The sequence below is a fragment of the Amycolatopsis sp. NPDC059021 genome, from assembly GCF_042739895.1.
In the GTDB taxonomy this organism is placed as follows: domain Bacteria; phylum Actinomycetota; class Actinomycetes; order Mycobacteriales; family Pseudonocardiaceae; genus Amycolatopsis.
Genome location: NZ_JBHYIQ010000007.1, coordinates 65,954 through 88,950, shown reverse-complemented (window position 1 = coordinate 88,950; position 22,997 = coordinate 65,954). Strand labels below are relative to the sequence as shown.

At 66.8% G+C, this 22,997-nt stretch carries 27 protein-coding genes; 25 read left to right on the top strand and 2 right to left on the bottom strand.

Annotated features, from left to right (window positions below):
* Positions 1–63: 63 nt before the first annotated feature.
* Positions 64–993 (top strand): DNA-methyltransferase, encoded by a 930-nt coding sequence (locus ACFWX1_RS05940; RefSeq protein ID WP_378384295.1) that lies wholly within the window; start codon positions 64–66, stop codon positions 991–993.
* A gap of 100 nt (positions 994–1,093) precedes the next feature.
* Here ACFWX1_RS05940 and ACFWX1_RS05935 read toward each other — a convergent pair whose 3' ends face one another.
* Entirely contained in the window at positions 1,094–1,666 is a 573-nt protein-coding gene (locus ACFWX1_RS05935; RefSeq protein WP_378384293.1) for a hypothetical protein, read from the bottom strand.
* Positions 1,667–1,796: 130 nt separating this feature from the next.
* Here ACFWX1_RS05935 and ACFWX1_RS05930 point away from each other — a divergent pair, with 130 nt between their 5' ends.
* Entirely contained in the window at positions 1,797–2,435 is a 639-nt protein-coding gene (locus tag ACFWX1_RS05930) for a transglycosylase SLT domain-containing protein (RefSeq protein WP_378384291.1), read from the top strand.
* 6 nt (positions 2,436–2,441) lie between these two features.
* Here the strand turns inward: ACFWX1_RS05930 and ACFWX1_RS05925 are convergent, their stop codons facing one another.
* Positions 2,442–3,116, bottom strand: coding sequence for a hypothetical protein (locus tag ACFWX1_RS05925; protein WP_378384289.1), 675 nt, complete (start codon positions 3,114–3,116; stop codon positions 2,442–2,444).
* Positions 3,117–3,195: 79 nt separating this feature from the next.
* Here ACFWX1_RS05925 and ACFWX1_RS05920 point away from each other — a divergent pair, with 79 nt between their 5' ends.
* From ACFWX1_RS05920 to ACFWX1_RS05810, 23 genes are all read left to right on the top strand, one after another.
* The gene (locus ACFWX1_RS05920) at positions 3,196–3,654 is read left to right on the top strand and encodes a phage terminase small subunit P27 family (protein ID WP_378384287.1); all 459 of its coding nucleotides are present in this window, start codon (positions 3,196–3,198) and stop codon (positions 3,652–3,654) included.
* Between the two features lie 99 nt (positions 3,655–3,753).
* On the top strand, positions 3,754–5,142 hold the full coding sequence (locus ACFWX1_RS05915; RefSeq protein ID WP_378384285.1) for a terminase large subunit domain-containing protein: 1,389 nt from the start codon (positions 3,754–3,756) through the stop codon (positions 5,140–5,142).
* 12 nt (positions 5,143–5,154) lie between these two features.
* Positions 5,155–5,379, top strand: coding sequence for a hypothetical protein (locus ACFWX1_RS05910; protein WP_378384283.1), 225 nt, complete (start codon positions 5,155–5,157; stop codon positions 5,377–5,379).
* Between the two features lie 80 nt (positions 5,380–5,459).
* Positions 5,460–6,752: a phage portal protein gene (locus ACFWX1_RS05905; RefSeq protein ID WP_378384475.1), complete on the top strand. Its 1,293-nt coding sequence runs from the start codon at positions 5,460–5,462 to the stop codon at positions 6,750–6,752.
* Positions 6,742–8,505 (top strand): phage major capsid protein, encoded by a 1,764-nt coding sequence (locus tag ACFWX1_RS05900; RefSeq protein WP_378384281.1) that lies wholly within the window; start codon positions 6,742–6,744, stop codon positions 8,503–8,505. The genes ACFWX1_RS05905 and ACFWX1_RS05900 overlap by 11 nt, the downstream gene beginning before the upstream one ends.
* 117 nt (positions 8,506–8,622) lie before the next feature.
* A complete protein-coding gene (locus tag ACFWX1_RS05895; protein WP_378384279.1) occupies positions 8,623–8,988 on the top strand; it encodes a hypothetical protein in 366 nt (121 codons plus the stop codon).
* A 4-nt stretch (positions 8,989–8,992) separates the two neighbouring features.
* Positions 8,993–9,430 (top strand): hypothetical protein, encoded by a 438-nt coding sequence (locus ACFWX1_RS05890; RefSeq protein WP_378384277.1) that lies wholly within the window; start codon positions 8,993–8,995, stop codon positions 9,428–9,430.
* Between the two features lie 12 nt (positions 9,431–9,442).
* A complete protein-coding gene (locus ACFWX1_RS05885) occupies positions 9,443–10,450 on the top strand; it encodes a phage tail tube protein (RefSeq protein WP_378384275.1) in 1,008 nt (335 codons plus the stop codon).
* 579 nt (positions 10,451–11,029) lie between these two features.
* Positions 11,030–11,422 carry a hypothetical protein gene (locus tag ACFWX1_RS05880; protein WP_378384273.1) on the top strand — a complete coding sequence of 131 codons (393 nt, stop codon included), beginning with the start codon at positions 11,030–11,032 and terminating at the stop codon, positions 11,420–11,422.
* 17 nt (positions 11,423–11,439) lie between these two features.
* On the top strand, positions 11,440–11,691 hold the full coding sequence (locus tag ACFWX1_RS05875; protein WP_378384271.1) for a hypothetical protein: 252 nt from the start codon (positions 11,440–11,442) through the stop codon (positions 11,689–11,691).
* 14 nt (positions 11,692–11,705) lie between these two features.
* Positions 11,706–11,861 carry a hypothetical protein gene (locus tag ACFWX1_RS05870; protein ID WP_378384269.1) on the top strand — a complete coding sequence of 52 codons (156 nt, stop codon included), beginning with the start codon at positions 11,706–11,708 and terminating at the stop codon, positions 11,859–11,861.
* A gap of 10 nt (positions 11,862–11,871) precedes the next feature.
* Positions 11,872–14,199: a phage tail tape measure protein gene (locus ACFWX1_RS05865; protein WP_378384268.1), complete on the top strand. Its 2,328-nt coding sequence runs from the start codon at positions 11,872–11,874 to the stop codon at positions 14,197–14,199.
* 22 nt (positions 14,200–14,221) lie between these two features.
* Positions 14,222–15,136, top strand: coding sequence for a phage distal tail protein (locus ACFWX1_RS05860; protein ID WP_378384267.1), 915 nt, complete (start codon positions 14,222–14,224; stop codon positions 15,134–15,136).
* The gene (locus ACFWX1_RS05855) at positions 15,090–16,190 is read left to right on the top strand and encodes a hypothetical protein (protein ID WP_378384265.1); all 1,101 of its coding nucleotides are present in this window, start codon (positions 15,090–15,092) and stop codon (positions 16,188–16,190) included. Before ACFWX1_RS05860 ends, ACFWX1_RS05855 begins: the two co-directional genes overlap by 47 nt.
* A gap of 14 nt (positions 16,191–16,204) precedes the next feature.
* The gene (locus ACFWX1_RS05850; RefSeq protein ID WP_378384264.1) at positions 16,205–17,269 is read left to right on the top strand and encodes a hypothetical protein; all 1,065 of its coding nucleotides are present in this window, start codon (positions 16,205–16,207) and stop codon (positions 17,267–17,269) included.
* Positions 17,262–18,155 (top strand): hypothetical protein, encoded by an 894-nt coding sequence (locus ACFWX1_RS05845; RefSeq protein WP_378384262.1) that lies wholly within the window; start codon positions 17,262–17,264, stop codon positions 18,153–18,155. Before ACFWX1_RS05850 ends, ACFWX1_RS05845 begins: the two co-directional genes overlap by 8 nt.
* A 153-nt stretch (positions 18,156–18,308) precedes the next feature.
* Entirely contained in the window at positions 18,309–18,857 is a 549-nt protein-coding gene (locus ACFWX1_RS05840; RefSeq protein WP_378384260.1) for a hypothetical protein, read from the top strand.
* Entirely contained in the window at positions 18,854–19,111 is a 258-nt protein-coding gene (locus tag ACFWX1_RS05835) for a hypothetical protein (RefSeq protein ID WP_378384259.1), read from the top strand. The genes ACFWX1_RS05840 and ACFWX1_RS05835 overlap by 4 nt, the downstream gene beginning before the upstream one ends.
* A gap of 187 nt (positions 19,112–19,298) precedes the next feature.
* Positions 19,299–20,087 carry a hypothetical protein gene (locus tag ACFWX1_RS05830; protein WP_378384257.1) on the top strand — a complete coding sequence of 263 codons (789 nt, stop codon included), beginning with the start codon at positions 19,299–19,301 and terminating at the stop codon, positions 20,085–20,087.
* An 85-nt stretch (positions 20,088–20,172) separates the two neighbouring features.
* Positions 20,173–20,745, top strand: a complete 573-nt coding sequence (locus ACFWX1_RS05825; protein WP_378384256.1) for a hypothetical protein — start codon at positions 20,173–20,175, stop codon at positions 20,743–20,745.
* 151 nt (positions 20,746–20,896) lie between these two features.
* Positions 20,897–21,691 (top strand): hypothetical protein, encoded by a 795-nt coding sequence (locus ACFWX1_RS05820; protein WP_378384254.1) that lies wholly within the window; start codon positions 20,897–20,899, stop codon positions 21,689–21,691.
* Positions 21,692–21,708: 17 nt separating this feature from the next.
* Positions 21,709–22,101 carry a hypothetical protein gene (locus ACFWX1_RS05815; protein WP_378384253.1) on the top strand — a complete coding sequence of 131 codons (393 nt, stop codon included), beginning with the start codon at positions 21,709–21,711 and terminating at the stop codon, positions 22,099–22,101.
* A 55-nt stretch (positions 22,102–22,156) separates the two neighbouring features.
* A complete protein-coding gene (locus tag ACFWX1_RS05810; RefSeq protein ID WP_378384251.1) occupies positions 22,157–22,840 on the top strand; it encodes a hypothetical protein in 684 nt (227 codons plus the stop codon).
* Positions 22,841–22,997: the final 157 nt, after the last annotated feature.

Below are 22,997 nucleotides of genomic sequence, written 5' to 3'. Positions count from 1 at the left end.
GCCCTTGTCGTCTGCTCCCCGTGGCGGGTCTTCCCGCGCTGGACGAACGGAGGTGAGCGCCAGGTGACCCTGTATCACCAGGACGAGATGCTCGCGCTTCACCAGGGCGACGCGTCCGACGTGCTCCGCACGCTCGAAGCCGGGTCGGTCGGCGCGGTCGTGACCAGCCCGCCGTACTTCGGGCTGCGGGATTACGGCATGGCCGGGCAGCTCGGGCAGGAAGCCACGGTGGCGGAGTACGTCGCCCGGCTGGTGTCGACGTTCGCCGAAGTCCGCCGGGTGCTCGCCGATGACGGGGTGGTGTGGCTGAACCTGGGCGACGGGTACACCTCGAAGTCCGGCCCGCGTCGGCAGGGCACGACGGGCCTACCGCCCAAGAACCTGATCGGCGTCCCGTGGAAGGTGGCCTTCGCGCTTCAGGCGGACGGCTGGTGGCTGCGGAATGCCATCGTGTGGACCAAGCCCAACGCGATGCCGTACAGCGGCACCGATCGGCTGAGCAATGTCTACGAACACGTGTTCTTCCTGGCGAAGTCCGACCGGTACGCGTTCAATCTCGACGCCGTCCGCGAGCCGTACACGGGCGATCGGACGCCGTCTCGGCGTGCCCGCAAGCCGGGGCCGAAGAAGGCGAACAGCATCACGTCCGCGTGGCCCCCGCCGGGGCATGAAGACCGGGGCCACAACCCCGGCGACGTCTGGGCCATGCCGACGCAGCCTTTCAAGGGCGCGCACTTCGCGCCGATGCCGCTGCGCCTGGCGGCTCGCTGCGTGGCCGCGTCGTTCACCTCGGATTGTGGTGCACACACCACGTCGGCCGACGCCGGCCGCGGTGCCCCCGGTTGTGGTGCGCACTCCACAGTCCTTGACCCGTTCTGTGGGTCGGGAACGTCGCTCGTCGCTTCCCTTGCCGCAGGTCGGCGAGCTATCGGTGTCGACCTGAACCCCGAATATCTGTCCGTCGCGCTCGCTCGCTGCCGCGACGGCAAATAGCCGCCGCCCCCGGGGCGGGTTGAGCCCGGCCGCGTCCCTCTCTCCGTGGTCTGGTGCTCCCCGCTTCGGGGCGGTTCTCACGACTCCTGGCGTAAGGCTGTCAGTCAGAACCTAATACAGACGTCGAAGGGATGCCGTCGGGTAGCTCGCCATTGTACGAAACCGGCCCATCGGCGTCGATTAACCCCTTACACCATTGTCGCCCATCTGCATCCGTCCAGCGCAACCGCCAAGCGCTCAGTGCTCCGCCTTTGTTAACTCCGATAGTCATCGTCTTTTCGCTCCCCGCGAGGATTACAGAGAAGCGGCGGCAATTGTAATTGTAATTACCGTCCGCATCCTTGATCCAAAATTCTGAATGAAGGTCAAGGATCGGTCGATCTCCATGATTCGACAACCGCCGCGAGTAATACTCGCGCTCTTGCGAGGCGTACGAATTAACGTCGAAGTCCGTATAGCCTACCTCAAAAGGGATTTCCGCTATCACAACCAGGCGAGCCTGAGAGAGTAGTCGAGCTTCTTCGTCTTGCCTCTTTTCGACCTTATCCGCTGCCCGATGCATCAAGTTGATAATCGTCACAACTATTGCTACGAGAACGGCGGCGGATGATGCGATCGTGCTGGCTATTTGCCAGCCGCTAGCTACCACCGTGGATTGGGCAACAGAATCCATCGCTTCAGAGTAGACCAATCTAGCTCGCCGCTCAGCGAGCAAAGCAGCTCAGCCTGATGACCCCGGGACGGACTTTCACGCCCGGTCCTCGCAGCGGTCACCGGCCCGGCCCCTGACTTGGAAAGGATCTATGCGAACCGGCTTCACGTCGGCCGCCGTCCGCGTGACCGCCGGGGCGCTGGTCGCTGTCCTCCTGTTGTCCAACATCCCGGCCGTCACGCCGAGACCACAACCACCGTTCATCGGTCCCCCGGCTACGCCCGGCGAGCCCGTCAGGCCCGCCCCGCCGTCGCTCGATCCCCCGGCCCCGCCGCCCACGACCACGTCCGGCCCGCCGCCAGAACCTGCACGGCCCGACCCCGAACCGACGCGGCCCGCCAAGGACCCGATGCCCGCCTGCGGTGTCGCGTCGGCGGGCGCACTGGAACGGTGGATCTCACAGGCGTCCGCCGCGCTGGAGTACGCCGGGGAAGCCCCGATCACCGACCGGGCCGCGCTGCGGATCATCATCACGGCCGAGTCATCCGGCGACCCCTGCGCGTACAACGGGTGGGACATCAACGCCAAGCGCGGCACGCCGAGCATCGGCCTCATTCAAACGATCCGGCCGACGTTCGACCGCTGGAAGCTGCCCGGGTACGACAACATGCGCCACCCGGTAGACAACATCGTGGCCGGAGTCCGGTACGCCCGTGGCCGCTACGGCTCGGAAAGCAAGGTGCCCGGCGTACTCGGACGCCGCACGGGCGGCGGGTACAGCGGGTACTAACATCCGCTAAACGCTCTCCTCGTCGGCAGCCGAAGCTTGCCTCGCGTCGCGTTCGTCAATCTCTTTGCCCATTTGTGTGATCTTTAGCATCATTTCGTCGTCGCCGCGAGACTTGTTGATTCCGCGACGCGCCCGCTCTTTTTTCGGAATCCCAAGGTCGCCTAGGGCCGCGTCTGAGAATTTGAGAGAAAGCTTTATCCCGTCACCTACAGCTTCATTCCAAGCTTCTCTATTGAAGCCATTTTTCATAACCTCTATCCTAGCTAAGGCGAGCTGTGCAATTAAAAGCCAGGTTTCGGCGGCAATTGAAGCTGGCTCCGTGGAACCGAAGAACATGACCTTATTGGCCGAAGCGATTAGTTTTCCCTCAAGTTCTTCTGAAGTGTCGCGGAATAAAACCATTCTGTCACCACCTTTCCTGAGGTAACCGGGGCCCTTCATGCCCATGAATCGAAGGTATGCCTCAAGATTTCCGGCGTAATCTGAGTAAGTACTTCGCCGCTCGGCCATTAGCGCCTGCCTGCGATCCGAACGGTCTTTAAGTAGTGCGCCGATCGCTACTCCGACGAACCCCAGTGCGGGCGCCAGGGAAATAGCTACTATTTGCAGCCAAAAAGGCAAGGCGGGCGACTGTGTCGCCCCCTGAGTCAACAGCAGTTCCGCACTTCTCAAGGCTGCCACCTTACCTCCAGTCTCGGGTTGCTGTGTGGACTGTACAGGGGATTCGTCCTGAGACGTATACGACGCGAGGAGGGCTACGTTGTCCCACGCAAAGCCACCCGCCAATCGTTCGGGAAACCCTCGTACTACTAACGTTGGTGGCGCCGCAGCTCCACCGGTCTTTCCAGGACGTGCCCCTCGTGTCCCCGGAAAGCTCGGCGACGTCGGCCGCGAGGTATGGCGCGCGGTGTGGGCGGCCGGGGAAGGCGCGTACCACCCGGCAACCGACCGCTTCGTGATCGAGCGGTACGCCGAGTTGCACGACCGGCGGGCCGCGCTGTTGCGCGAAGTGGATATCGACGGGCTCACCACCGTGGGCAGCACCGGACAGACCGTGATTCACCCGGCCTTGCGGTACGTCGAGTCCACCGAGAAAGAGCTACGCGCCATAGAAACGACTCTCGGGCTGAACCTCGAAGCCCGCCTTCGTCTGGGCATCGCGGCGAACGCTGCACGCCGGACGACTCTTGACGACATCTTGGGCGGCCCCGACGACTAGGAGGCGAAACCGTTGTCCCCCAACACAGAGGGACGACGCGTACGCCGATTCGTCCAGCACCTGACCCTTGGCGGCTCGTATCTCGGGCAACCCTTCCGCTTGCTCCCGTGGCAGCGCGAGGCCATCGACGAGATTTACCGGCTCACACCGGAGGGGAAGCGCCGGTACCGCACGGCCGTTCTCGGCATCGCGCGGAAAAATGGCAAAACGCAGCTAGCGGCGGGCCTGGCGCTGTATCACCTGTGCGCGGACACCCGCGACGCCGCACCGGAGGTCATCTGCGCGGCGAACACCAGGGATCAGGCGCGGTTGCTGTTCGCCGAAGCCTCACGCATGGTGCGCATGTCCCCGCTTCTGTCGGACATCTGCACTGTCCAACGTGATCAGATCATCTGTCACGCAACGGGCGGCCGGTTCAAGGCCGTGTCGGCGGACGCCGGGCTTCAGCAGGGCTTGAACCCGTCCATGATCGTGATGGACGAGTACGCGCAGGCGAAGAACAGTGACCTGTTCGACGCGCTCACTCTTGGCTCCGCGCAACGAAACGAGCCGCTGTTCCTGGTGATCTCGACGGCGGGGCCGTTGCCGGACGGTCCTTTCGCGGACCTGGTCGAGCATGGCCGCCGTGTCGAGTCCGGCGAAGAGGAGGACCCGTCTTTCTGGTCGCGCTGGTACGGAGTCCAGCCCGGGGAAACGGTGGACCACACCGACCCGGCCGTCTGGGAGCGCTGTAACCCGTCGTGGCCGATCATGAATCACGCGGACTTCGCCGCCGCGTGCAAGCGCACCCCTGAAGCTAACTTCCGCATGTACCGGCTGAATCAGTTCGTCCGGGGCGGCTCGACGTGGCTTCCGCACGGCGCATGGGACGCGCTCGCGCGGCCGGACAAGCGGCTTGAGCCCGGGGACGAAATCGTGGCTTTCGTTGACGCCGCGTGGAAAGGCGACAGCACCGGCATCGTCGGCGTGCGCCTGGCGGACCTTCACGCCGAAGTCCTCGGGCACTGGGAAGCACCGCCGGATGACCCGCATTGGCGGACCCCGCTCGGGGAGGTCAAGCAACGAATCCGGGACATCTGCCAGACCTACCGCGTGGCCGAAGTCCCGGGCGACCCGTACCGGTGGGAAGTCGCGATGCAGGAGCTTGCCGAAGAGGGCTTGCCCGTCGTCGAGTTCCCGACGAACAGCCTGGCGCGGATGGTGCCCGCGACACAGAGCGCCTATGAGGTGATCGTGGAAGGCCGGATGACCCACTCCGGCGACCCGGCCCTAGCCCGCCACCTCACGAACGCGGTTGTCCGAGAGGACAGCCGGGGTCCGCGCCTTCATAAGGAAAGCGCTTCCAGCAAACGAAAAATCGACCTCGCCGTGTGCCTGATCGGCGCGCTTCACCGCGCGCAACTGTGGCGCGAGGACCGACGCACACATGACGGGTTCCTGGTGGATGCCAAGCCCTGGGACGCCTTCGAGGAAGACGACGCGTGGTGAAAGGGGGCCGCTGTGCTCAATGACATGTGGGGGCGGATCGCTGCCGCCACCAAGAAGACCGGGGCGCGCATCACTGGAGTCTGGCGAGCAAACACGCCGGAGATCCTCGCGACCGGGGGCGCGTCGGCCATCACGACCGGAGCCGCGCTCATGTACAGCCCCGCCGGGTGGATCACGGGCGGGGTGCTTGCGGTGGTCGGTGCGGTGTGCGTGGCGAAGTCGAGGGGGGTGGGCTAGTGGGCTTTCTGTCCTTTGTGGAGAAACGCTCCGCCCCGGTTCCGGTCGAGAAGGCCACGACCACGGCCGAGCTGTTCGGCATGGACTCTCCGGCCGATGAGGCGTTGACACCGGAGACCGCGCTCAAGGTATCGGCGGTCTTCGCCTGCGTGCGCCTGCTCGCCGACGCGATTGCGACGCTTCCCGTGGACACGTACCGCCGCGTCGGCGGACGTCGCCGGGCAATGTCCCCGCCGGACTGGCTGATCAAACCGAACCCGGACACCTTCCGGATTACGTTCTTCGGGCAGATCATGACGTCGTTGCTGTTGGAGGGCAACGCCTACATCCTGGTGTCCAGGGCGGCCGGGCGGGTGGTAGCGCTCGACGTCATCCCCGCGTCCATGGTGGAACCGCGCTACGTCGCGACCCGATCCGGCCGTAAGCGTCTGGTGTATCAACTGTCCGTCGCGGGCGAGAAGGAACCGGCGGACGTGGTCGGCGCGCTCGATCCCAAGGACGTGATCCACCTGCGCGGGCTGCCGCTCGCCGGGGAGCTACGCGCAGTTTCGCCGCTCAAGGCCGCGTCCCTCACCATCGGGTCCGCGCTGTCAACGCTGGAGTACGGCGCGGCTTTCTTCAAGGACGGCGCGCTACCCGGCGCAGTGGTCACCGTTCCCGGCCCGATGACCCCCGAAGGTCTCCGCGCTGCGCGGCAGACGTGGCGCACCATCCACGGGGGCAAAGGGAACCGCCACGGCCTTGCCATCCTGACCGAAGGCGCGAATTTCCAGAAGGTCACGATCAGCCCGGACGAAGCGCAGTTTCTCCAAACGCGACAGTTCCAGGTCCCGGACATCGCGCGGCTGTACGGCGTGCCGCCACACCTCATCGCGGACGCGACCAACTCAACGTCGTGGGGTAGCGGGCTTTCCGAGCAGAACACGAGCTTTGCGCAGTACTCCACGCGGCCATGGGTCGAGCGGATCGAGGAAGCCCTAACGGCCTTGCTCGTCTCCGACACGGGCGACGCACGCGCGTTCGTGCGCCTGAACATCGACGGCATTCAGCGCGGCTCACTGCGCGACCGGATGGACACCTACCGCGTCGGTCTCGCGTCGGGGATCTACACCCGCAATGAGGTCCGCGCTCTCGAAGACCTCCCGCCGGACACCGAGTACGGCGACTTCTTTCAGCTCCCGCTGAACCTCGCACTTCTGACCCCGGACGGGCCGCTGTCGCTCTCCGGCGGGAAGACCCTGACCGACCCGGCCGACCAGCCGGACGAGACCACCCCAGATGACACGGGGGACGACTCCGCGCCCGACGACGCGGAGCACGACGGCGGAGACCCCGCCGAGAACACCAAGGAGCCCGCACCCGTTGACCACTGAGCGGCGCGATTACGCGCGCCCGGTCGAGCTGCGGTCCGAAGGTGAGACGACGACGATTCGCGGCTATGCCTACGTGTTCGGCGCGCTGTCCCATGACCTAGGCGGGTTCCGGGAACGCGTCGAGCCCGGAGCAGGCCGGGAATCGTTGGCACGTAACGAGATGCTCGCGACGTTCAACCACAACGCGGACGCCCCCCTTGCCCGCACGGGCGCAGGGCTGCGCGTCGGTGAGGACGACACCGGCGGTTGGTACGAAATCGACCTTCCCGACACCAGCACCGCCCGCGACGTCGCCGAGTTGATCCGGCGCGGTGTCGTGGCGGGCAGCTCGTTCACGTTCTCCCTTCCCGACCCCGGCACCGATCAGGACTGGACCGAGACCCCGGACGGCGAAGTGATCCGCACCCTTCGCCGTATCGACGTCGTGGAGCTGGGACCGGTCACGACCCCGGCCTACCCCGACACCTCCGCCGCCCTGCGTGCGCTCGACGACGCCCGCAACGCCACGGCATCCACCGCGCGGCCTGCCACGGCCGCCACCATTGCACTGAAGGGGAGCACCACCACTTTGAGCACCACTGCGCTTCAGGAGACCGCCGAAGAGCGCGCACGCGCTGAGCACGCCCTGAAGGCTGCCGACGCCGACGGCGCGACCGACACCAGCGCCCGCATTCTGGAGCTGCTCGACCGGCTGGACACCCGCTTCGCGGACCTGTTCGCCAACGCCACCACGGCGCAGGCGCGCGAGGCCGCCGCGCAGCGCACCGAGGAAGCCCGCGCGCTCGCCGTCGAGCTGCTCGCGCACGGCGCCCCGCGCGTCGAGAACGCCGAGACCGAGCGAGCCAACGACAACACCACGCTCCGCAGCCTCGCGCCGGGTGATGCCGCAGAGTTCCGCGCCGTAATGGGCGTCAACGTGGACGCGGCGAACAAGCAGGCTGGAAAGGCCGTGCCGAGCGAAACGCTCTACACGCAGCTTGTGGAGATCATCGCGGAGCGGTCTACCGTCATCCGGGCTGGTGCTCGCTCGATCAGCACCACGACCGGTGAGCCGCTGAAGTTCCCGCGCGTGACCCCGGTCCGCCCGACCACCAAGCCCGTTGAGGGCGCGGCTCTGCCGGAGAACTACCCGGGCACCGACACGGTGAGCAACACGCCGGAGAAGTACGGCTACCTGTCCCACCTGTCGTACGAGCTTGTCCAGGATGACGCGGTGGACCTGGTCGGCTTCCTGGCGGCCGACGCCGGGCCGAACCTCGCCGACCAGATGGGCCGAGACTTCCTCGCCGCGCTGCTCGCAGGAATCGTGATCAAGCAGGCCCCGGCCAAACTCACCAAGGAGAGCGACGCGGCGGACTCCGTCATCGACCTGTTCTACGAGCTGCCGACCGCTGCGGCCGAGCGGGCTTCGTGGATCGCTGGGCGCCGGATGCTCTCGCGCTTGCGCAAGCTCAAGGACAACAACGGCCAGTACCTGCTCCGCTCCGTGTCGGACGGCTCGACCCTGACCTTGCTGGGCCGCCCGGTCATCCGGGATTCCGGTTTCGACGACGACAACACCCGCCTTGTCCTCGCGGACTTGTCGGGCTTCGTGACCCGCTTCGCCGGGCCGCTGCGGGTGGCCCGCTCGACTGAGGCCCGCTTCGCCGAAGACCTGGTGTCATTCAAGTTCGTCCAGCGCGCGGCCGGGACGCTCACCGACGCGACCGGTTCGGCGCTGCTGACGCTGCCCGCCCCGGCTACCGGCGCCTGATCCGTCCCACCCATCACCACGCCCCCGGTCGGCTTGTAGTGCGCACCACACGCGTACTCGAGCCGGCCGCGGGCGTGGCCCTTGGGGTGCACACCACAAGAAAGGGGGCCGCGAAGCATGGCAGCTTTCGACCAGTACGCGACCCTGCCGGAGCTGCGGCGGCTGGACGGGCTCGCCGACGCCGAGCTGATCACCGACGCCGACCTGTCCGAAGCGCTGTCCTACGCGGTGGAAACCGTGGAGGGGTACACGGGGCAGGCATGGCCCGAACGCCCGCCTACGGCGATTCGGTGGGCAGTACGGACCATCGCGCGACAGTGGGCCGTGGATCTCCACTCCCGGATGCCCGACCGTGCGCTGAGCATCAACAGCGAGTTCGGACAGGTGTCCCTTGCCCAAGCCGGGGGCGACTGGCGCCCGACGAGCCTGCCGGAGGTGAACGCGGTCCTGAACCGCTATCGCTCCCGGCCGCCGTGGGGGTGAGCGCATGTACGTAGTCCTGGCGGCGAAGCTCGCCCTGTTCGAGTCGCTGAAGGCCCGGTTCGCCGGGACCGGGGTTCAGGTCTCCTACGCCGAACCCGCCGACGCCCGAAGCCGCTGCGTGTGGTTCACCGACACGACCGAACCCGACATCGAGCCCGTGGCCATGGCCGTGGGCCGCCGCAAGCCGTCCAACATCACGGCGGAGGTGACCGTCCGGGCCTGGGCCAACGCGCCCGGCGACCCGATCAGGGCAGAGACCGCCGTCTACGAGCTGCGCGCCGAGATCGAGCGCGCCGTACTCGACGACTTCGACCCGCACCGCGTCTCAGGGCTCATGGACGTCCGCCCGGTCCGCGTCGCCGTGACCAACGGCGAGAACGGCAACGGCTCGACCGCCGTAGCGGACGTGACCCTGTCCCTGCGGGCGCGCATGTACACATAGGAGGGTGCCCGAGTGGCGCTAGATGCATCAATCGCCCTGGGCGCGGAAACCGCCTACGGCACCGCCGCTTCCACCGTGGACGGCTACGAAGGCAAGGGCGATAGCTGGAAGACCACCCGCGAATTCGTGGAGTCGGTCGGGTTCCGTACCGGCCTTCAGACCGCGCGAGCCGACCGCCGCCGGATCGTCGACATGGGCGGCGAAGGTGAGATCGAGTGCGATGTACTCGACGCCGGGGCCGCAACCCTGTTCGCCGCTGCCCTCGACCGGCACGACGCCAAGCCATCCGGCAAGGCCACCGTGCACACGTACACGTCCGCGAACACGGCGAGCGGAACGAGCTTCACCGCCGAAATGGTGCGCCCCAAGGCATCCGGCGGGCTCGTGGCGTTCCGTCACGTCGGGTGTGTCGCGACCACTGTCGAGTTCACACAGGAAGTCGGCAACCCGCTTTCGGTGAAGACGGGCTTCGACTTCCAGACCGTGACGCACGGGGCCGCCCCGCTCGCTCCGGTCTACCCCGCCGCAGCGTTCCCCTACGACTGGACCACGGGCGTGGTGGAGATCAAGCGGCCCGGGGCGGCCGCGTATACCCCGCTCGACGTCACCAAGTGGTCCATCTCCACCGAAACCGGGGTGAAGACGGATCGGCGCTTCGTGCGGGGAAACCCGCTCAAGAAGCTTCCCGTGCGCGCGGCCGTGCCGACCTACGAAGGCAGTATCGAAGCCGAGTTCGACGACGCGACGCTTCCGCTGTACGAAGACTTCATCGCGGGCGCGGTGCTGTCGCTGCGCATCTCCTACACGGGCGCCACGAAGGCAAGCGACGGGAAGGTTTCCGGGCTGGTGATCGAGGCCCCGGCGATTCAGTTCACCGGAGACTCTCCCGAAGCGTCTATCGACGAAGTGACCACGATCGAGCTTCCCTTCCGGATTCTCGACCCGGGCACCGCAGACGCGCTCAAGCTCGTGTACACCGAGCCGACCCCGGCGGCTCCCGCCCCTCCGGCGGGCAACTGAGAACCACTCCCCGGCTGGTGTGCACACCACAACCCAAGGCCCCGCGGCCGGCACCGGGCGGCTTGGTGTGCACACCACAAGCAGCGGCAAATCAGACGGTTGCGTCTGGTTCCCCTGGAGGATTCGAGGGTGAAGCCTGATTCCCCTGGGCCAATCGATCATGCCTCACCCGTACCGGCGGATGGAGCGCCTCGGCAATCTTCGGCACGTCTTCCGGACGCGCCTTCGCGGTGAGCGTTCTCGTAATCAACCACTTAAATAGTGGACGCGTAATAGCTCCGAGCGCTGCGGCACTACTCGCGACGACAACCGCCACTTCGGCTAGGCCAGCCATCCTTACACCCTGTCTGCCTGTCCGGCCAGGCGACAATGCGCACGTCAAACCTGGCCAGTGTCTCCACCGGACAAGCTAAGGGCTAACTACGTGCCCCTCAGCACGCCTTAGCACGGCTCCTTGGGAAGTGGTCATCCGCCAAAACCACGAACATATCCCAGTTCACCGTAAGACGGACTCTATCAGGTCCGTGCGACGCACGTCACGGCGACCTGGCGTGTGCACCACAAGGAAGGGGCGCCGCCGTGGCTCGTGACTTTGAGGTGCGCGTGGAAGGGCTGCGCGAGCTGCGCAGTGCAATCCGGCGCGCGAAAGACGATGACCTCCGCAAGGAGCTTGCGCAGGCGCACCGGGAGACCGCCGACGTGGTGGCGCAGCCCGCGAGCCGCGCGGCCCCGCACCGATCCGGCCGCCTGGCCCGCACAGTCAAGCCGTCCGCGAGCGTCAAGGGCGCCATCGTCCGGGCGGGTCGGGGCAAGAGCGTGCCCTACGCCGGACCGATCCATTTCGGGTGGCCCAAGCGGCACATCAAGCCGAACCCATTTCTCTTCCGCACCGCAGCCAAGAAACAGGACGAGTACACCGAGGTTTTCCGCGACCGGATCACACGCCTTGTCCGGCGCGCTCTCGGTTCATAGACGAGACAGGAGAATCCTTGTCCGAGTTCGTTTCCATCGACATCGACGAACTGAGCATTTCCGAGATCGAGACCGTCGAAGACATCATCGACGCGTCCATTGAATCCGTGGCGAAGCCCGGCGCTCGCAAGGGGAAGTTCCTGCGCGCTATCGCGTTCGTGGTCAAGCGGCGCGAGGACCCCGGCTTCACCATCGAGCAGGCCGGAGAGCTGAAGATCCGCGTTGACACCCCGGCCAAGCCGGACCCTACCGAGCCCGCCGCGCAGTAACTAAGGCGCGGCTGGTGGCCCACTTCGGGCTCACCTGGGCGGACCTGCACACGTTGCGGCTCGACGAGTTCAACGCGCTGGTGTCCGCAATGGACAAAGACATGAAGGCCAGTAACCGCCAAGGCGGCGGACACGGTCCGGGTACCCGCCGTACCCCGGTCATGACGTGAGGGGGTGCCCATGGCCAAACCCATCAAAGTAACCATCCTGGGCGACGTCTCCGACCTCACACAGAAACTCGACGACGGCGATAAGGCCGTATCCGGCTTCGGTGTCTCACTCGGCAACGTCGCCGGGAAAGTCGCGGGCATGGCGGCAAAGTTCGCGCTCGTGTCCGGCGCGGTCGCGGGCATCGGTGACGCCATCTCAGATGCGATGTCGCGCGAGTCGTTGACAGACAAGCTCAACGCGCAACTTGGCGCGACCGGAGAGCAGGCGAAGACCTACGGCGCTGCCGCAGGAGCCTTGTACGCCAAGGGATACGGCGAGTCCATGGCGGACATCACCGAAGCCATTCGCGGAGTCGTCCAGAACATCGACGGCTTGGGCAACGCCTCACAGGCCGATCTAGAGCGCATCGCGGCGAAAGCGAGCGACACGGCCAAGGTGTTCGACCAAGACCTAGGCGGAGTCACCCGCGCCGTGGGGCAGATGATCCGTACCGGGCTCGCGAAGAACGCCGACGAAGCCTTTGACATCATCGTCGCTGGATTTCAGCACGGCGTGGACAAGTCCGGGGACTTCCTCGACACGCTCAACGAGTACGGGACCATGTTCCGTAGCTTGGGGCTCGACGGCACCACCGCGACCGGTCTTCTGTCCCAAGGACTTCAGGCAGGAGCGCGCGACGCGGACAAGGTCGCGGACGCGCTGAAAGAGTTCGCCATCCGGGCGAAAGACGGCAGTAAGACGACTGAAGAGGGCTTCCAGGCCATCGGGCTATCCGCGTCGGAGATGGCGGGGAAGTTCGCCGCAGGTGGCCCCGCTGCCGCCGCTGCACTGGACTTGACCCTAGACCGGTTGCGTGCCATGCCCGACCCGGTCAAGCGGTCGGCCGCCGCCGTCAATCTCTTTGGCACGCAAGCGGAAGACCTTCAGGACGCGCTCTACGCGCTCGACCCGTCCACCGCCGCCGCCGCACTCGGCAACGTCGCCGGAGCAGCGGACAAGGCAGGCAATGCCTTGCACGACAACGCACAGGCGCGGTTGGAGACGTTCGGCCGCTCGCTCTCGTCCGGGCTCGTGACCGTGCTGGGCACCTACGTGGTACCGCTTGTGGAGAAAGTCGCGGGCGTGCTGACTACCGTGTTCGGCCCGGCGGTGACGGCGGCCGCAGGGTTCGTCAATGACACCGTCGTCCCGGCGCTTCGATCCTTTGTGGACTGGGTGGGGCGGAACAGTGATTGGCTGACTGTCGTCGCCGGGGTCATCGGGTCGGTGTTCGTTCCCGCGCTCATCGCGATGGGTATTCAAGCCACGATCAGCGCCGCGCAGACCGTGGGCGCGTGGGTTGTGTCGAAGGCGGAAGCGATTGCCTCGCTGGCTATGCAGTCGGCCGCCATGGTGCAACTCGTTGCGCAATGGATCGGCCTTGGCGTACAGGCACTTCTACAAGGCGCGCAGGTGGCCGGGGCATGGGTTCTGTCCAAAGTGGAGGCACTCGCATCGCTCGCGGTTCAGGCCGCCGCCTTCGTCCAGCTCGGCGCCGCGTGGGTGCTCATCGGCATTCAGGCGGTCGCGAACGGGGCACAGGTTGCCGGGGCGTGGGTGCTGTCCAAAGTGGAGGCTCTCGCGTCGTTGGCCGCGCAGGTTCCCGCGTTCGCCGTGCTGATGGCCGGGTGGATCTCCCTCGGGGTGGAAAGCCTCATCCGGGGCGCGCAGATGGCCGCCGCCTGGGTCATGGCCATGGGGCCGATCGGCTGGATTATCGCCGCCGTCGTCGCCCTGGTCGCGTTGATCATCGCGAATTGGGACACGGTGAAACAATGGACCGTCGACGCGTGGAACGCGATTGTAGGCGCCGTTACTGCGGCAGGACGCGCGGTCGTTGACGCCGTGGTTGGCGCGTTTAACTGGGTCGTCGATAAAGTCCAGTGGGCCGGACGACTCGTCCAAGATGCCTGGTCCGGAATCGTCGATTTCTTCTCCGGCCTGGGGCGTGGAATTCGCGACGCTATCGGCGCCGCTTTCGACTGGGTCGTAAACAAGGTGCGCGGCATCCTAAATTGGGTCCAGGACCGCATTAACGACGTCCGGGGCTTCCTAGACAAGATCAACCCCTTTCGCGCAATGGGCGGCCCGATCTCGACGACCGGAGTTTACACGGTCGGCGAGCGGGGGCCGGAGCAAGTTCTATTGCCGAAAGGCGCGCAAGTGGTGCCGAATCACTCCGCGGCCGGCATCGAGGGAGGAAATGGCGCAACAGTGAATGTCTACGCGCAGACAAACGCGGACCCGTACGCCATTGGTCGTGAAGTCGCGTGGGCCATGCGAACCGGCGGGAGGTAGCCGAATGCAACTCGTGCCGGACTTGTTCGCCGCCGCGCAGCGTGCCGCCCTGGACGTCACGGCCGAGTGGATGGCGGAGTACCGGGGGCTTGTTATCGGCGCCCCCGACTCTCCGCTGTCCCTCGCGTCCGTGGGCGGCTTGCTGGACCTTCCGGGTGTGCGGACCTCCGATCGGGCCGCATTGAGCCGTCACGGCGAAGTGAGCGGGTCGGACTACCTCGGCGCTCGTACGGTGACCCTCACTATCGAGGTGTACGGCCGCGAGCGCGCCGAGCTGGCCGCCGCACTCGACGCCGTGACGGCCGCCTTCGCCCCGGCACAGCCGGACAGCCCGCTGGTGTTCCGGTTCCCGGGAATCGCCGGGGGCGCTGTTCGGTTCGTGTCGGCCCGTGTCCGCAAACGCGAAATTCCCGTCAACGTCGAGTACACGCATGGCGTCGCCATGGCCACGGTCGAGCTGTATTGTGCAAGCCCGCTCATCGTTGACCCCGCACTGATGAATAGCACGGTGTCGCTATTCGACCCGAACGCGCCTGGCGGCGGGGTACGACCGCCGTTCCGGTTCCCGCTACGGTTCGGCGCACCACAAAACCGGGCCGTGGCCCGCGTGCTCAATCAGGGCACGTTCACCACGTACCCGAAGTTCACTATTCGTGGCCCCGTGGTTGATCCGCAGATAACCAACCTGGCGACGGGCGAATCGCTGTCGTTCCGGTACGTGCTTCAGCGGGGCGAATGGCTCGACGTCGACACCTACACGCACGAAGTCCTGTTGAACGGCACCGCGCCCCGGTTCCTGACTCCCGGCCCTGGCAATGCGTGGCTGACCTGCCCGCCGGGGCTGACCGAATTCCTGTTTCGTGGCTACCGCATCGACGCCGGGCCGGACGGTGACGGCGCTGAGTTGTCGGTCCGCTGGACGTCCGCGTGGGTCTGAACCTTTAAAGGAGGATTCCGCAACCTTGGTTCTGGTCAAGCAAATGGACAGCCCGCCGCTGTTCTGTGACAACACCGAGTACGCGGCCGGGCTGGTCCGCCGCGTCCTGGGCGGGTTCATCGGGGACACGGTCGGCGTGCTCGCGCCTACCGATTTCGCCGTGTCCCTGTCTACGTCGGGCGTCACTGTCGCGCCCGGCCGGGCAGCAATCCCGGCCGCAGCAACCGAAACAGGCGTGTATTTGGTCGAAGCGTCGTCGGCAACCATGCTCACGCTCGACCCGGCGGACGCCACCCGCGACCGCGTAGACCGCCTGGTGGCTTACGCCGTCCCTCCGGCGACGGCGGCCGATGCCGGGAAGTGGTTTTTCGAGATCCGCAAGGGAGAGCCGTCCGCGACGCCGCAGCCGCCCGAGGTCCCGAATGCCTACGTCGTATGGGATTTCGCGGTTCCCGCAGCGTCCAAGGGCGTCAACCCGTCCGGCTTTGACCGTCGACTCACCGGCGGACAACAGTACATCTCCGGACCGGTGATCAGCGGCGCGACGAAACCGGCCGCCGCGCGTGTGGGTCAACTGTGGACGGACACGGTGGCGGGGCAAGTCTGGGTGAGCACCGGGGCCGTGTGGCAGCGCGTCACCGACCCGACGCTGCCCCGTGGCGTTGTCGCGGAGGTCAAGCGCACGACGGAGGATCGCTTCGAGGGGTGGACGCTGCTGGAGCGGATCACGGTGCCCTTGGACGCTTCGCGCCGATACCGCGTGTCCTGGTCGACCAACCACTACGCGTCCAATCCTGGACCGCCCAACGGGAACGGCGCTATCCGAATCGCGCCGGGAAATTCGATCTCGACCGATAGCCCCCTCATCCGCCAGTCCGGCATCCTGAAGAACAGCACGACCGCGCAGGCGTACGAGCTGTCCGGAACGTTCACCGTGACGGCGAGCGGCACGTACACCCTCGCAGCCACGGCGACGGCGAACGGCGCGCCGGACATCACGTTGCCGGGCAACGAAGGCCGCGTGTTCCTGCTCGAAGACATCGGGGCCGCATGACGGCGACGTATCGCGTGCTGTTCCGCGACGTGCTGTCCGGCACAGTGCACGGGGAGTTGCCCGTGGAGCGGTTCAGCTACACCAACACCTTGAACGCCCCGGGCTCCGCGTCGCTCACCGTGGCACTGAACCCGCCGGGCGCGCACGTGAACCCCCGCACGATCGTGACGGGCGCCGCTACCGCCGTGTACGTCGAGCGAAACGGCCGCGTGGTGTGGTCGGGCCTGCTGTGGGACGGGAAGGCCGACTTCGCCGTCGGAACGATGGACCTGCAATGCGAAGGATGGATGAGCTACTTCCGGCTCCGGCACTACCACGCCACCACCGCCTTTACCCAAGTCGACCAAGCCGACATAGCCCGCGCGCTGCTTCAGCACGCCGGGCAGTACGGCGACGGTTCCCGGCTCGGCATGATCGAGTACGGCACGGAGCGGACAGGCGTCAAGCGGGATCGGACGTACAAGGGGTCCGAACACAAAGGCATCGGGGAAGCCGTCGAGCAACTCGCCGCAGTGATCAACGGGTTTGACTTCTCGTTTGACACCACATGGCGCGCAGACGAGCTGATCACCACGTTCCACGTGCACTACCCCGTCGTAGGTCGCTCCCGGGCGCTCACGCTGGAGCAGGGCCGAAACTGTGACATCACCGGGGCCAGCGTCGGCGGTAAATCCGTGGTGACACACGCCTTCGCGCTCGGTTCCGGCGACGGAGCGGATCAGGTGTGGGCGTCGGCCGGTTCGCCGTCGCAGGTGTTCCCGCGTCTGGAGTCGGTCGAGTCCTTTTCGGACATCAAGGAGTACGGCACGCTCCGGGCGAAGGCGGAAGAGCGCGTCCGCATCGGCGCGGCGCCCGTCGTCCTGCCGTCCATCGTGCTGTACCCGGACGCTTCTCCCGGCTTGGACGACTTCGACCTTGGCGACGCGCTCACCGTACGCGGCGGCTACGGCCTGGTGCCCATCGACGGCATGTGGCGAATCACGGAGCTGTCCGTGTCTGTCGACGACTCCGGCGCCGAACAGATCACACTCACCGCAGCGCCCCGCGACGTCTTCGGAGGCAACGAAACCCATGCCTAACCCCGCCCTGCCGCCGTCCCTGCAAGCGGAGTTCCGCGCACTGTCCGACCGCATCAGCGCTCTGGAACGTGGCGAACGGAAGGTGACCTACGCTGACCGGCTCGCCACCGTAGACGGCGCCGAGGCCCGGCAAATGCGGGTGAGGGACGGAGAGTTGGCCGTCTACACCGTGGGCTTGGTGAACCCGAAGTACCCGGTTTTGGTGGCCCGGTTCATGATCCAGGTATTCGGGCAAGCGTCGATGAAGTTCAACTTCTCGGCCACGCTGGGGAACCTGACGACGCGGACGCGGACCTTCACCGTGAACGGCCTGAGCAACCCGGACGCCTTCAACGTCCAGGTGTTTGAAATCGCGTGGTTGCACGGAATGCCGCTCGACGAGTGGCAGGACACGGAAGCCGTGTCGGTGCTGCGCAAGTGCGTTGTCCGGTACAACGTCCAGGCCACCAAGGACCACGTGCTCTACAACCGCCCGGCCGACGTGTGGGAGGACGCCACCAGGCACGGGTTCACCGGCGATCAGGCAAACGTCTTGCTCACGTGGGTCACGCCGACAGAGAACACGTACCCGGTGTACGCCTTCGAGCCGGAATACGCCTTCCTGGCGCCGCTGTCGACCTACCCGACCGCGACCGCCGAAGGGACGCTACTTCAAGGCACCCCCGCCACCGTGGCGGCTCACGGCCAGGCGCTCACCACCGACGCGGCGGACCAGCCCGGCCGCGAACCGGCCCCCGGGCGTGTGGTCCTGCCGCAGCCTGTCCCGCCGCCCCCGGCCCCCACGTCCGACACCCCGCAGCTTCCGGCCCCCTCTCCGGCGGAGTCCTCTCCGTTCCCGGACGAGCGGGGCGCGTGGCCGCTCCCGCCGCGCGGCTTCGGCTACTGACCTTGGTGTGCACACCACAACCGGCCCGACGCCGGCCGCGGCGCCCCCTCTGGTGTGCACACCACAAGTCCCGCCCGGCCCGGCCATGTCCCCCTATCTCCGGCTACCGCCACTGAAGGCGGTGTACGTGGCAGCGACAGAGAGGGGCAGGAGATGACACGAAGGTCTGTCGGCATCGTCGGCCGGATGCGCGCGGGTAAGGACACGCTCGCCCGGGTGCTCGTGCGGGATCACGGGTACACGCGACTCGCGTTCGCCGACCCGCTCAAGGCCGTGGCGCACGCGACCAGCCCGCTTGTCCGATCCGGCGAGTACCTCGGGGACGTGGTCGACCGAATCGGGTGGGAGCGGGCGAAGGACGCCTACCCGGAGGCCCGGCGGTTCCTTCAGCGGCTCGGCGTAGCCGCACGGGACATGCTCGGGCCGAACGTGTGGATCAAGGCCCTGACCGACCGCGCCCGGCTGGTCCATGGCGGCCCCGTCGTGGTCCCGGACGTCCGCTTCCTCAACGAGGCGCACGAGCTGCGCGGGCGCGGCTTCGTGATCCTGCGCATCCGGCGGCCCGGCCTGACCGATCCCGACCCGCACGTGTCCGAGACCGAGTCCGACGCCATCCGCGCGGACGTGACCCTGATCAACGATTCCACCCCGGACGTGCTCTCTGACCGCGTCCGTGACCTTGTGGAGAGGTATCTACTGTGACCGCTTACATCCGGAAGTACCCGGCCTTGGTGCTCTCGCTCGCGGGCGCCCTGGTCGGCTTGGCGCTGCACTTCGTGCCCGGCCTGCCCGGCGGTGCCGTACTCGACGTAGCCGCCGCCCTGGTCTCGCTCATCGCGGGCGTGGAGATCCACCGCCGGGTGACCGCCGTCCCGGCCGCGCACCGGGGCTTGCGCAGCCACGAATACGAGTTCGACTACGAAGCGCCCGTGCCGAAGCCCGTTCCCGTCGACTGACGCACGGCCCGCGTCCGGCTTGTGGTGTGCACGTCAAGCGCACTCGAGCCGGCCGCGGGGCCTTCCTTGTGGTGTGCACACCAACCCGTCGCAGCTGTCCGGGTGTGGTGTGCACCACATACAGGAGTGCGTGAACATGTTCACGCACTAGCGTGGTGGCAACGCACCGACCAGGGAGGACAGCGACATGACGAACACCGGATCGCAGATCATCAAGGCCATCGAAGCCGCGTGGCGCGCTATCCAGCGCAAGCACCCTGAACTTCCCACGGTGGTCGCGGTCACCGGCTCGGGTTTCCACGGGAAGACCCCGAAGTGGGCTCACTACTGGCCGGGCCGCTGGCTGACCGACGAGGAAGGCAAGGAGTCCGAGACGGGCAAGGAACCGACCCTTCTGGACGAGCTGTTGACCGGTGCGCCGGAGCTGTTCGTGTCGGGCGAGCTGCTCGGCCTGCCAGGCCGCCGGATCATGCAAACGCTCCTGCACGAGGCCGCGCACGGTCTCAACCATGCTCGCGGCGCGCATGACACCAACATCAATGGCCGCCACAACAAGGTATTCGTCAAGGCCGCGAACGAGTTGGGGCTTATCTGGCCCGAAGACAAGGCGCCGCATCCGTCCATCGGCTTCTCTCACGTCGAGATCACCGACGAGACCGCGAAGCGCTACGAAAAGACCATCGAAAAACTGGAGGCCGCCCGGCTCGCCTACCTCGCGGACGGTCGCCGCTTCGAGAACGGCAAGGGTCTCCCCGGCGAGAACGGCGGGAGCGGCGGCGAGGGTAGCTCGGGCACGCCGGGCCGGGGCCGTGGCGCGCGGGGAGGGACGCGCGGCGGGAAGCGCATCTACGTCATCTGCGGGTGCGAAGAGCCAGATAGCTTCCCGATCACCCCGGGCCGTCTGGAGCGGGCGCCGATCCTGTGCGGGGACTGCGGGGAGGCGTTCCGCGCGCGAGATGAAGGCGAAGCGGCTTAAACGCCTCCGTGGTGCGTGAACATGTTCACGGGTCCTGGTCCGGGGTTGCCGGGCCAGGACCCTGTCTCGTGAGAAGGTAGGCAGCATGGATGCGCAGGCGGCGGGCTACACCGCCAAGCAACAGCGGCTGATCAGCTCGGGCGGCACGCTCGTTCGTGACGCGGTGCTGCTCGGCTCCGCTGATGCCAAGGTGGACCTTGCCCGGGTCCTGGTAGACCTCCGCGAGCTGTTCGAGGACAGCCGGGGGCGGCCGGACTACGCGGGCAAGTCCTACGCGTACCGGGAAGCGGCCAACGCCGTCTACGAAGCGTCCACCCTGGACCGCAAGCGCACCGCCGCGCTACGTACCTCAGTCCGTCACCAAGTGGGCCTAGAGCTGCGGAAGCGGCTTACGCCCGAACAGCTTGCCGACTACGGACTGAACACATACGACCGCAACACTCCGCGCCGCAAGGGCGAGTCCGCCCCGGCGAGTGATGGTGTCGACGACTCCGCGACGCTGCCCGCCCGAGTGACCGAGCTGCGCACTTTGGTCCGTGCGCTTGCCGACGCTCCGGATGTGTCCACACTCGACAGCGACACCGCCGCCGCACTCCGGGCCACGCTCGCCGAAACGGTCGAGCTGTGTGAGAAGCTCCGCGCCCGACTCGCCCCGTAGAAGCCCGGTCACGATCGAGCCCCTTTTCCCTTGTGGGATAAGGGGCTTCGTCATGTCCGGGAACTTTCTTCGCCGACCATGTCCCCCTGCGGGGCTCCGCCGCCACTGAAGCAGACGTGAGCGGGAGAGAGCAACGCAGAGGGGAAACCGAGTGAGCGCAGTAAAAACCATCAAGCGCGGCGGCTCGCGCTTCTACGTCCACCCGGACACCCGCGAGAAGGTCCCGGGCGTGACGAGCGTTGTAGCCATGCTGCCTAAGCCGTTCTTGACGTTCTGGGCAGCCAAGGAGACCGCCGAAGCGGCAGTGTCCAACCTTGGTCCGGTCGTGGGCCTAGCGCTCAACGACCCGACCGGGGCGGTGGACTACCTCAAGCGGGCGCATCGGCGCACGACCAGCGCGGCGGCCGACGTCGGCACGGAAGTTCATGCGCTGTACGAGAAGCTCGCCCGTGGGGACCGCGTCGGCAGGCAGCACCCGGACATAGAGCCCTACGTCCGCTGGATCAACGAGTTTCACGACCGGTACCAGCCGCGCTATCGCTTCATCGAAGACGCGGTGTGGTCCGACCGCCACCGGTACGCCGGTTCCTTCGACGCGGTCTGTGACATCGAAGGCGAAACCGTGATGCTCGACGCGAAGTCGACGCGGTCCGGCGTCCACGAGGAAGTGTCGCTACAGCTTTCCGCGTACGCCCACGCCGACCACATCGTGACGCAGTCTGGTGAACAAGTGCCGTTGCCGGAGATCCACGCGGGCGCGGTGCTGCACCTGCGGCCCGAAGGCTGGAAGCTCGTTCCGGCCCGTGTGGACGAAACCGTGTTCGGCTACTTCCTGAACCTGCGGCGGGTTTTCGACTGGGTCACCGCCGAGTCGGCAACCGTCATCGGCAAGCCGCTGTACGAGTCCGTCCAGTCGACCGGCTCCGAACGTCGCGCATCCAAGTAGAGAGAGGGAAACCCGCTATGCCCACGTACAAAGTCACGCACGAGACCACCGCGAAGCCCGATGCGGCCACGCTGCCCGCAGGCGCGAAGGTCGAAGAGATCAGCCCGTTCCCGGTGCTCGTGACCGCGCACGGCCGCACCCTGCGCGTGAAGGACGTCACCAGTAGCGATGTTTTCGCGGCAACGGTGAAGTTCGTCGCGCCCTCGGGCGAACACCAGGGAATCGCGCTGACCGAGTCACAGACGCGTGAGATCGCGCAGGCACTGACCAAGGCGGCCGACGCCGCCCGGGACGCCCGCACCGAACGGGCCAAGACCGCGCGCCGGGCCGAAGTGGACCGCCAGGTACGGGAGTTCCTCCGCGCTCCGCTGTCGCCGTTCGAGTACCGGTCCGACCCGTTCCGCTTCTGAGTTTCTCGACCCCTGCGGACCGAAAGCGGTCCACACGCGACAGTAAGGAGACAGTTTGTCGCTGCGCATTTTCGAGACCGACCCGGACGCCAAGCCCAAGGCGCGCAACACCTTCGCCGATGACATCGTCGGCCGGTTCCGCTCGGGCGTCCTGATCGGTCGCCGCCCGCAGGCGCTGTCAGAGTGGCGCGTGACGACCGATGACCCGGACGTCGCCGACCGCGTGGCACAGCTGTACGGCGGCACCCCGGAGGAGTGGGACACCGACAAGTCCGACAACCTTCAGGTGCTCACCGACGCCGCGAGTGTGCCCGTCGTGATCGAGGGCGCGTCCGCGCTGCGTACCCGGATGGCGCTGTATGGGCAGGCCGGGCCGATCCACATTTGCGACGGGGCCTACTTCATCGAGGGCCACCCCGAGGACGAAGAGGTCGGCGAGGCGTGCGGCTGCCCGCGCGAGCTGAGCAAGCGCAAGGAAATGTCGAAGTCGGGCCGTGGCCCGAAGCCGGACATCAGTCTTCGTTTCCGGCTCAGGGACGACCCGGACCTTGGTCTGTTCCTGTTCTCGTCCGGCTCGTGGTCGCTGGTCAATGACCTAGCGGAGATCGAGCGGGCGCTTGCCGCTGCGGACGGCCCCATGCGGGCCGACCTGAAGCTGACCTTCGTCGAGTACGACACGAAGGCGGGGCGGCACGTCGAGTACCACCGTCCGGAGATCTCCATCAAGGGCGCCGCGTAGGCGTCCCTGCTCGACCCGCCCCCGGGGCCTGTCCACATGGACGGTCCCGGGGGCCTTTTCTCGTTTCCCCGGGCTGCGCGGCCTGTGGTGTGCACACCAACCACCACCACCGCGGCCGGCGTCGGGGGCTTGTGGTGCACACACCAACTGAACACAG

What these genes read in the sequence shown, in the direction of transcription:
- ACFWX1_RS05905 (WP_378384475.1), top strand. Translation starts at nt 5,460, where the DNA reads ATGGACTCTCCGGCCGATGAGGCGTTGACACCGGAGACCGCGCTCAAG.
- ACFWX1_RS05865 (WP_378384268.1), top strand. Translation starts at nt 11,872, where the DNA reads ATGGCCAAACCCATCAAAGTAACCATCCTGGGCGACGTCTCCGACCTC.
- ACFWX1_RS05845 (WP_378384262.1), top strand. Translation starts at nt 17,262, where the DNA reads ATGCCTAACCCCGCCCTGCCGCCGTCCCTGCAAGCGGAGTTCCGCGCA.
- ACFWX1_RS05930 (WP_378384291.1), top strand. Translation starts at nt 1,797, where the DNA reads ATGCGAACCGGCTTCACGTCGGCCGCCGTCCGCGTGACCGCCGGGGCG.
- ACFWX1_RS05935 (WP_378384293.1), bottom strand. Translation starts at nt 1,666, where the DNA reads ATGGATTCTGTTGCCCAATCCACGGTGGTAGCTAGCGGCTGGCAAATA.
- ACFWX1_RS05825 (WP_378384256.1), top strand. Translation starts at nt 20,173, where the DNA reads ATGGATGCGCAGGCGGCGGGCTACACCGCCAAGCAACAGCGGCTGATC.
- ACFWX1_RS05830 (WP_378384257.1), top strand. Translation starts at nt 19,299, where the DNA reads ATGACGAACACCGGATCGCAGATCATCAAGGCCATCGAAGCCGCGTGG.
- ACFWX1_RS05890 (WP_378384277.1), top strand. Translation starts at nt 8,993, where the DNA reads ATGTACGTAGTCCTGGCGGCGAAGCTCGCCCTGTTCGAGTCGCTGAAG.
- ACFWX1_RS05895 (WP_378384279.1), top strand. Translation starts at nt 8,623, where the DNA reads ATGGCAGCTTTCGACCAGTACGCGACCCTGCCGGAGCTGCGGCGGCTG.
- ACFWX1_RS05815 (WP_378384253.1), top strand. Translation starts at nt 21,709, where the DNA reads ATGCCCACGTACAAAGTCACGCACGAGACCACCGCGAAGCCCGATGCG.
- ACFWX1_RS05840 (WP_378384260.1), top strand. Translation starts at nt 18,309, where the DNA reads ATGACACGAAGGTCTGTCGGCATCGTCGGCCGGATGCGCGCGGGTAAG.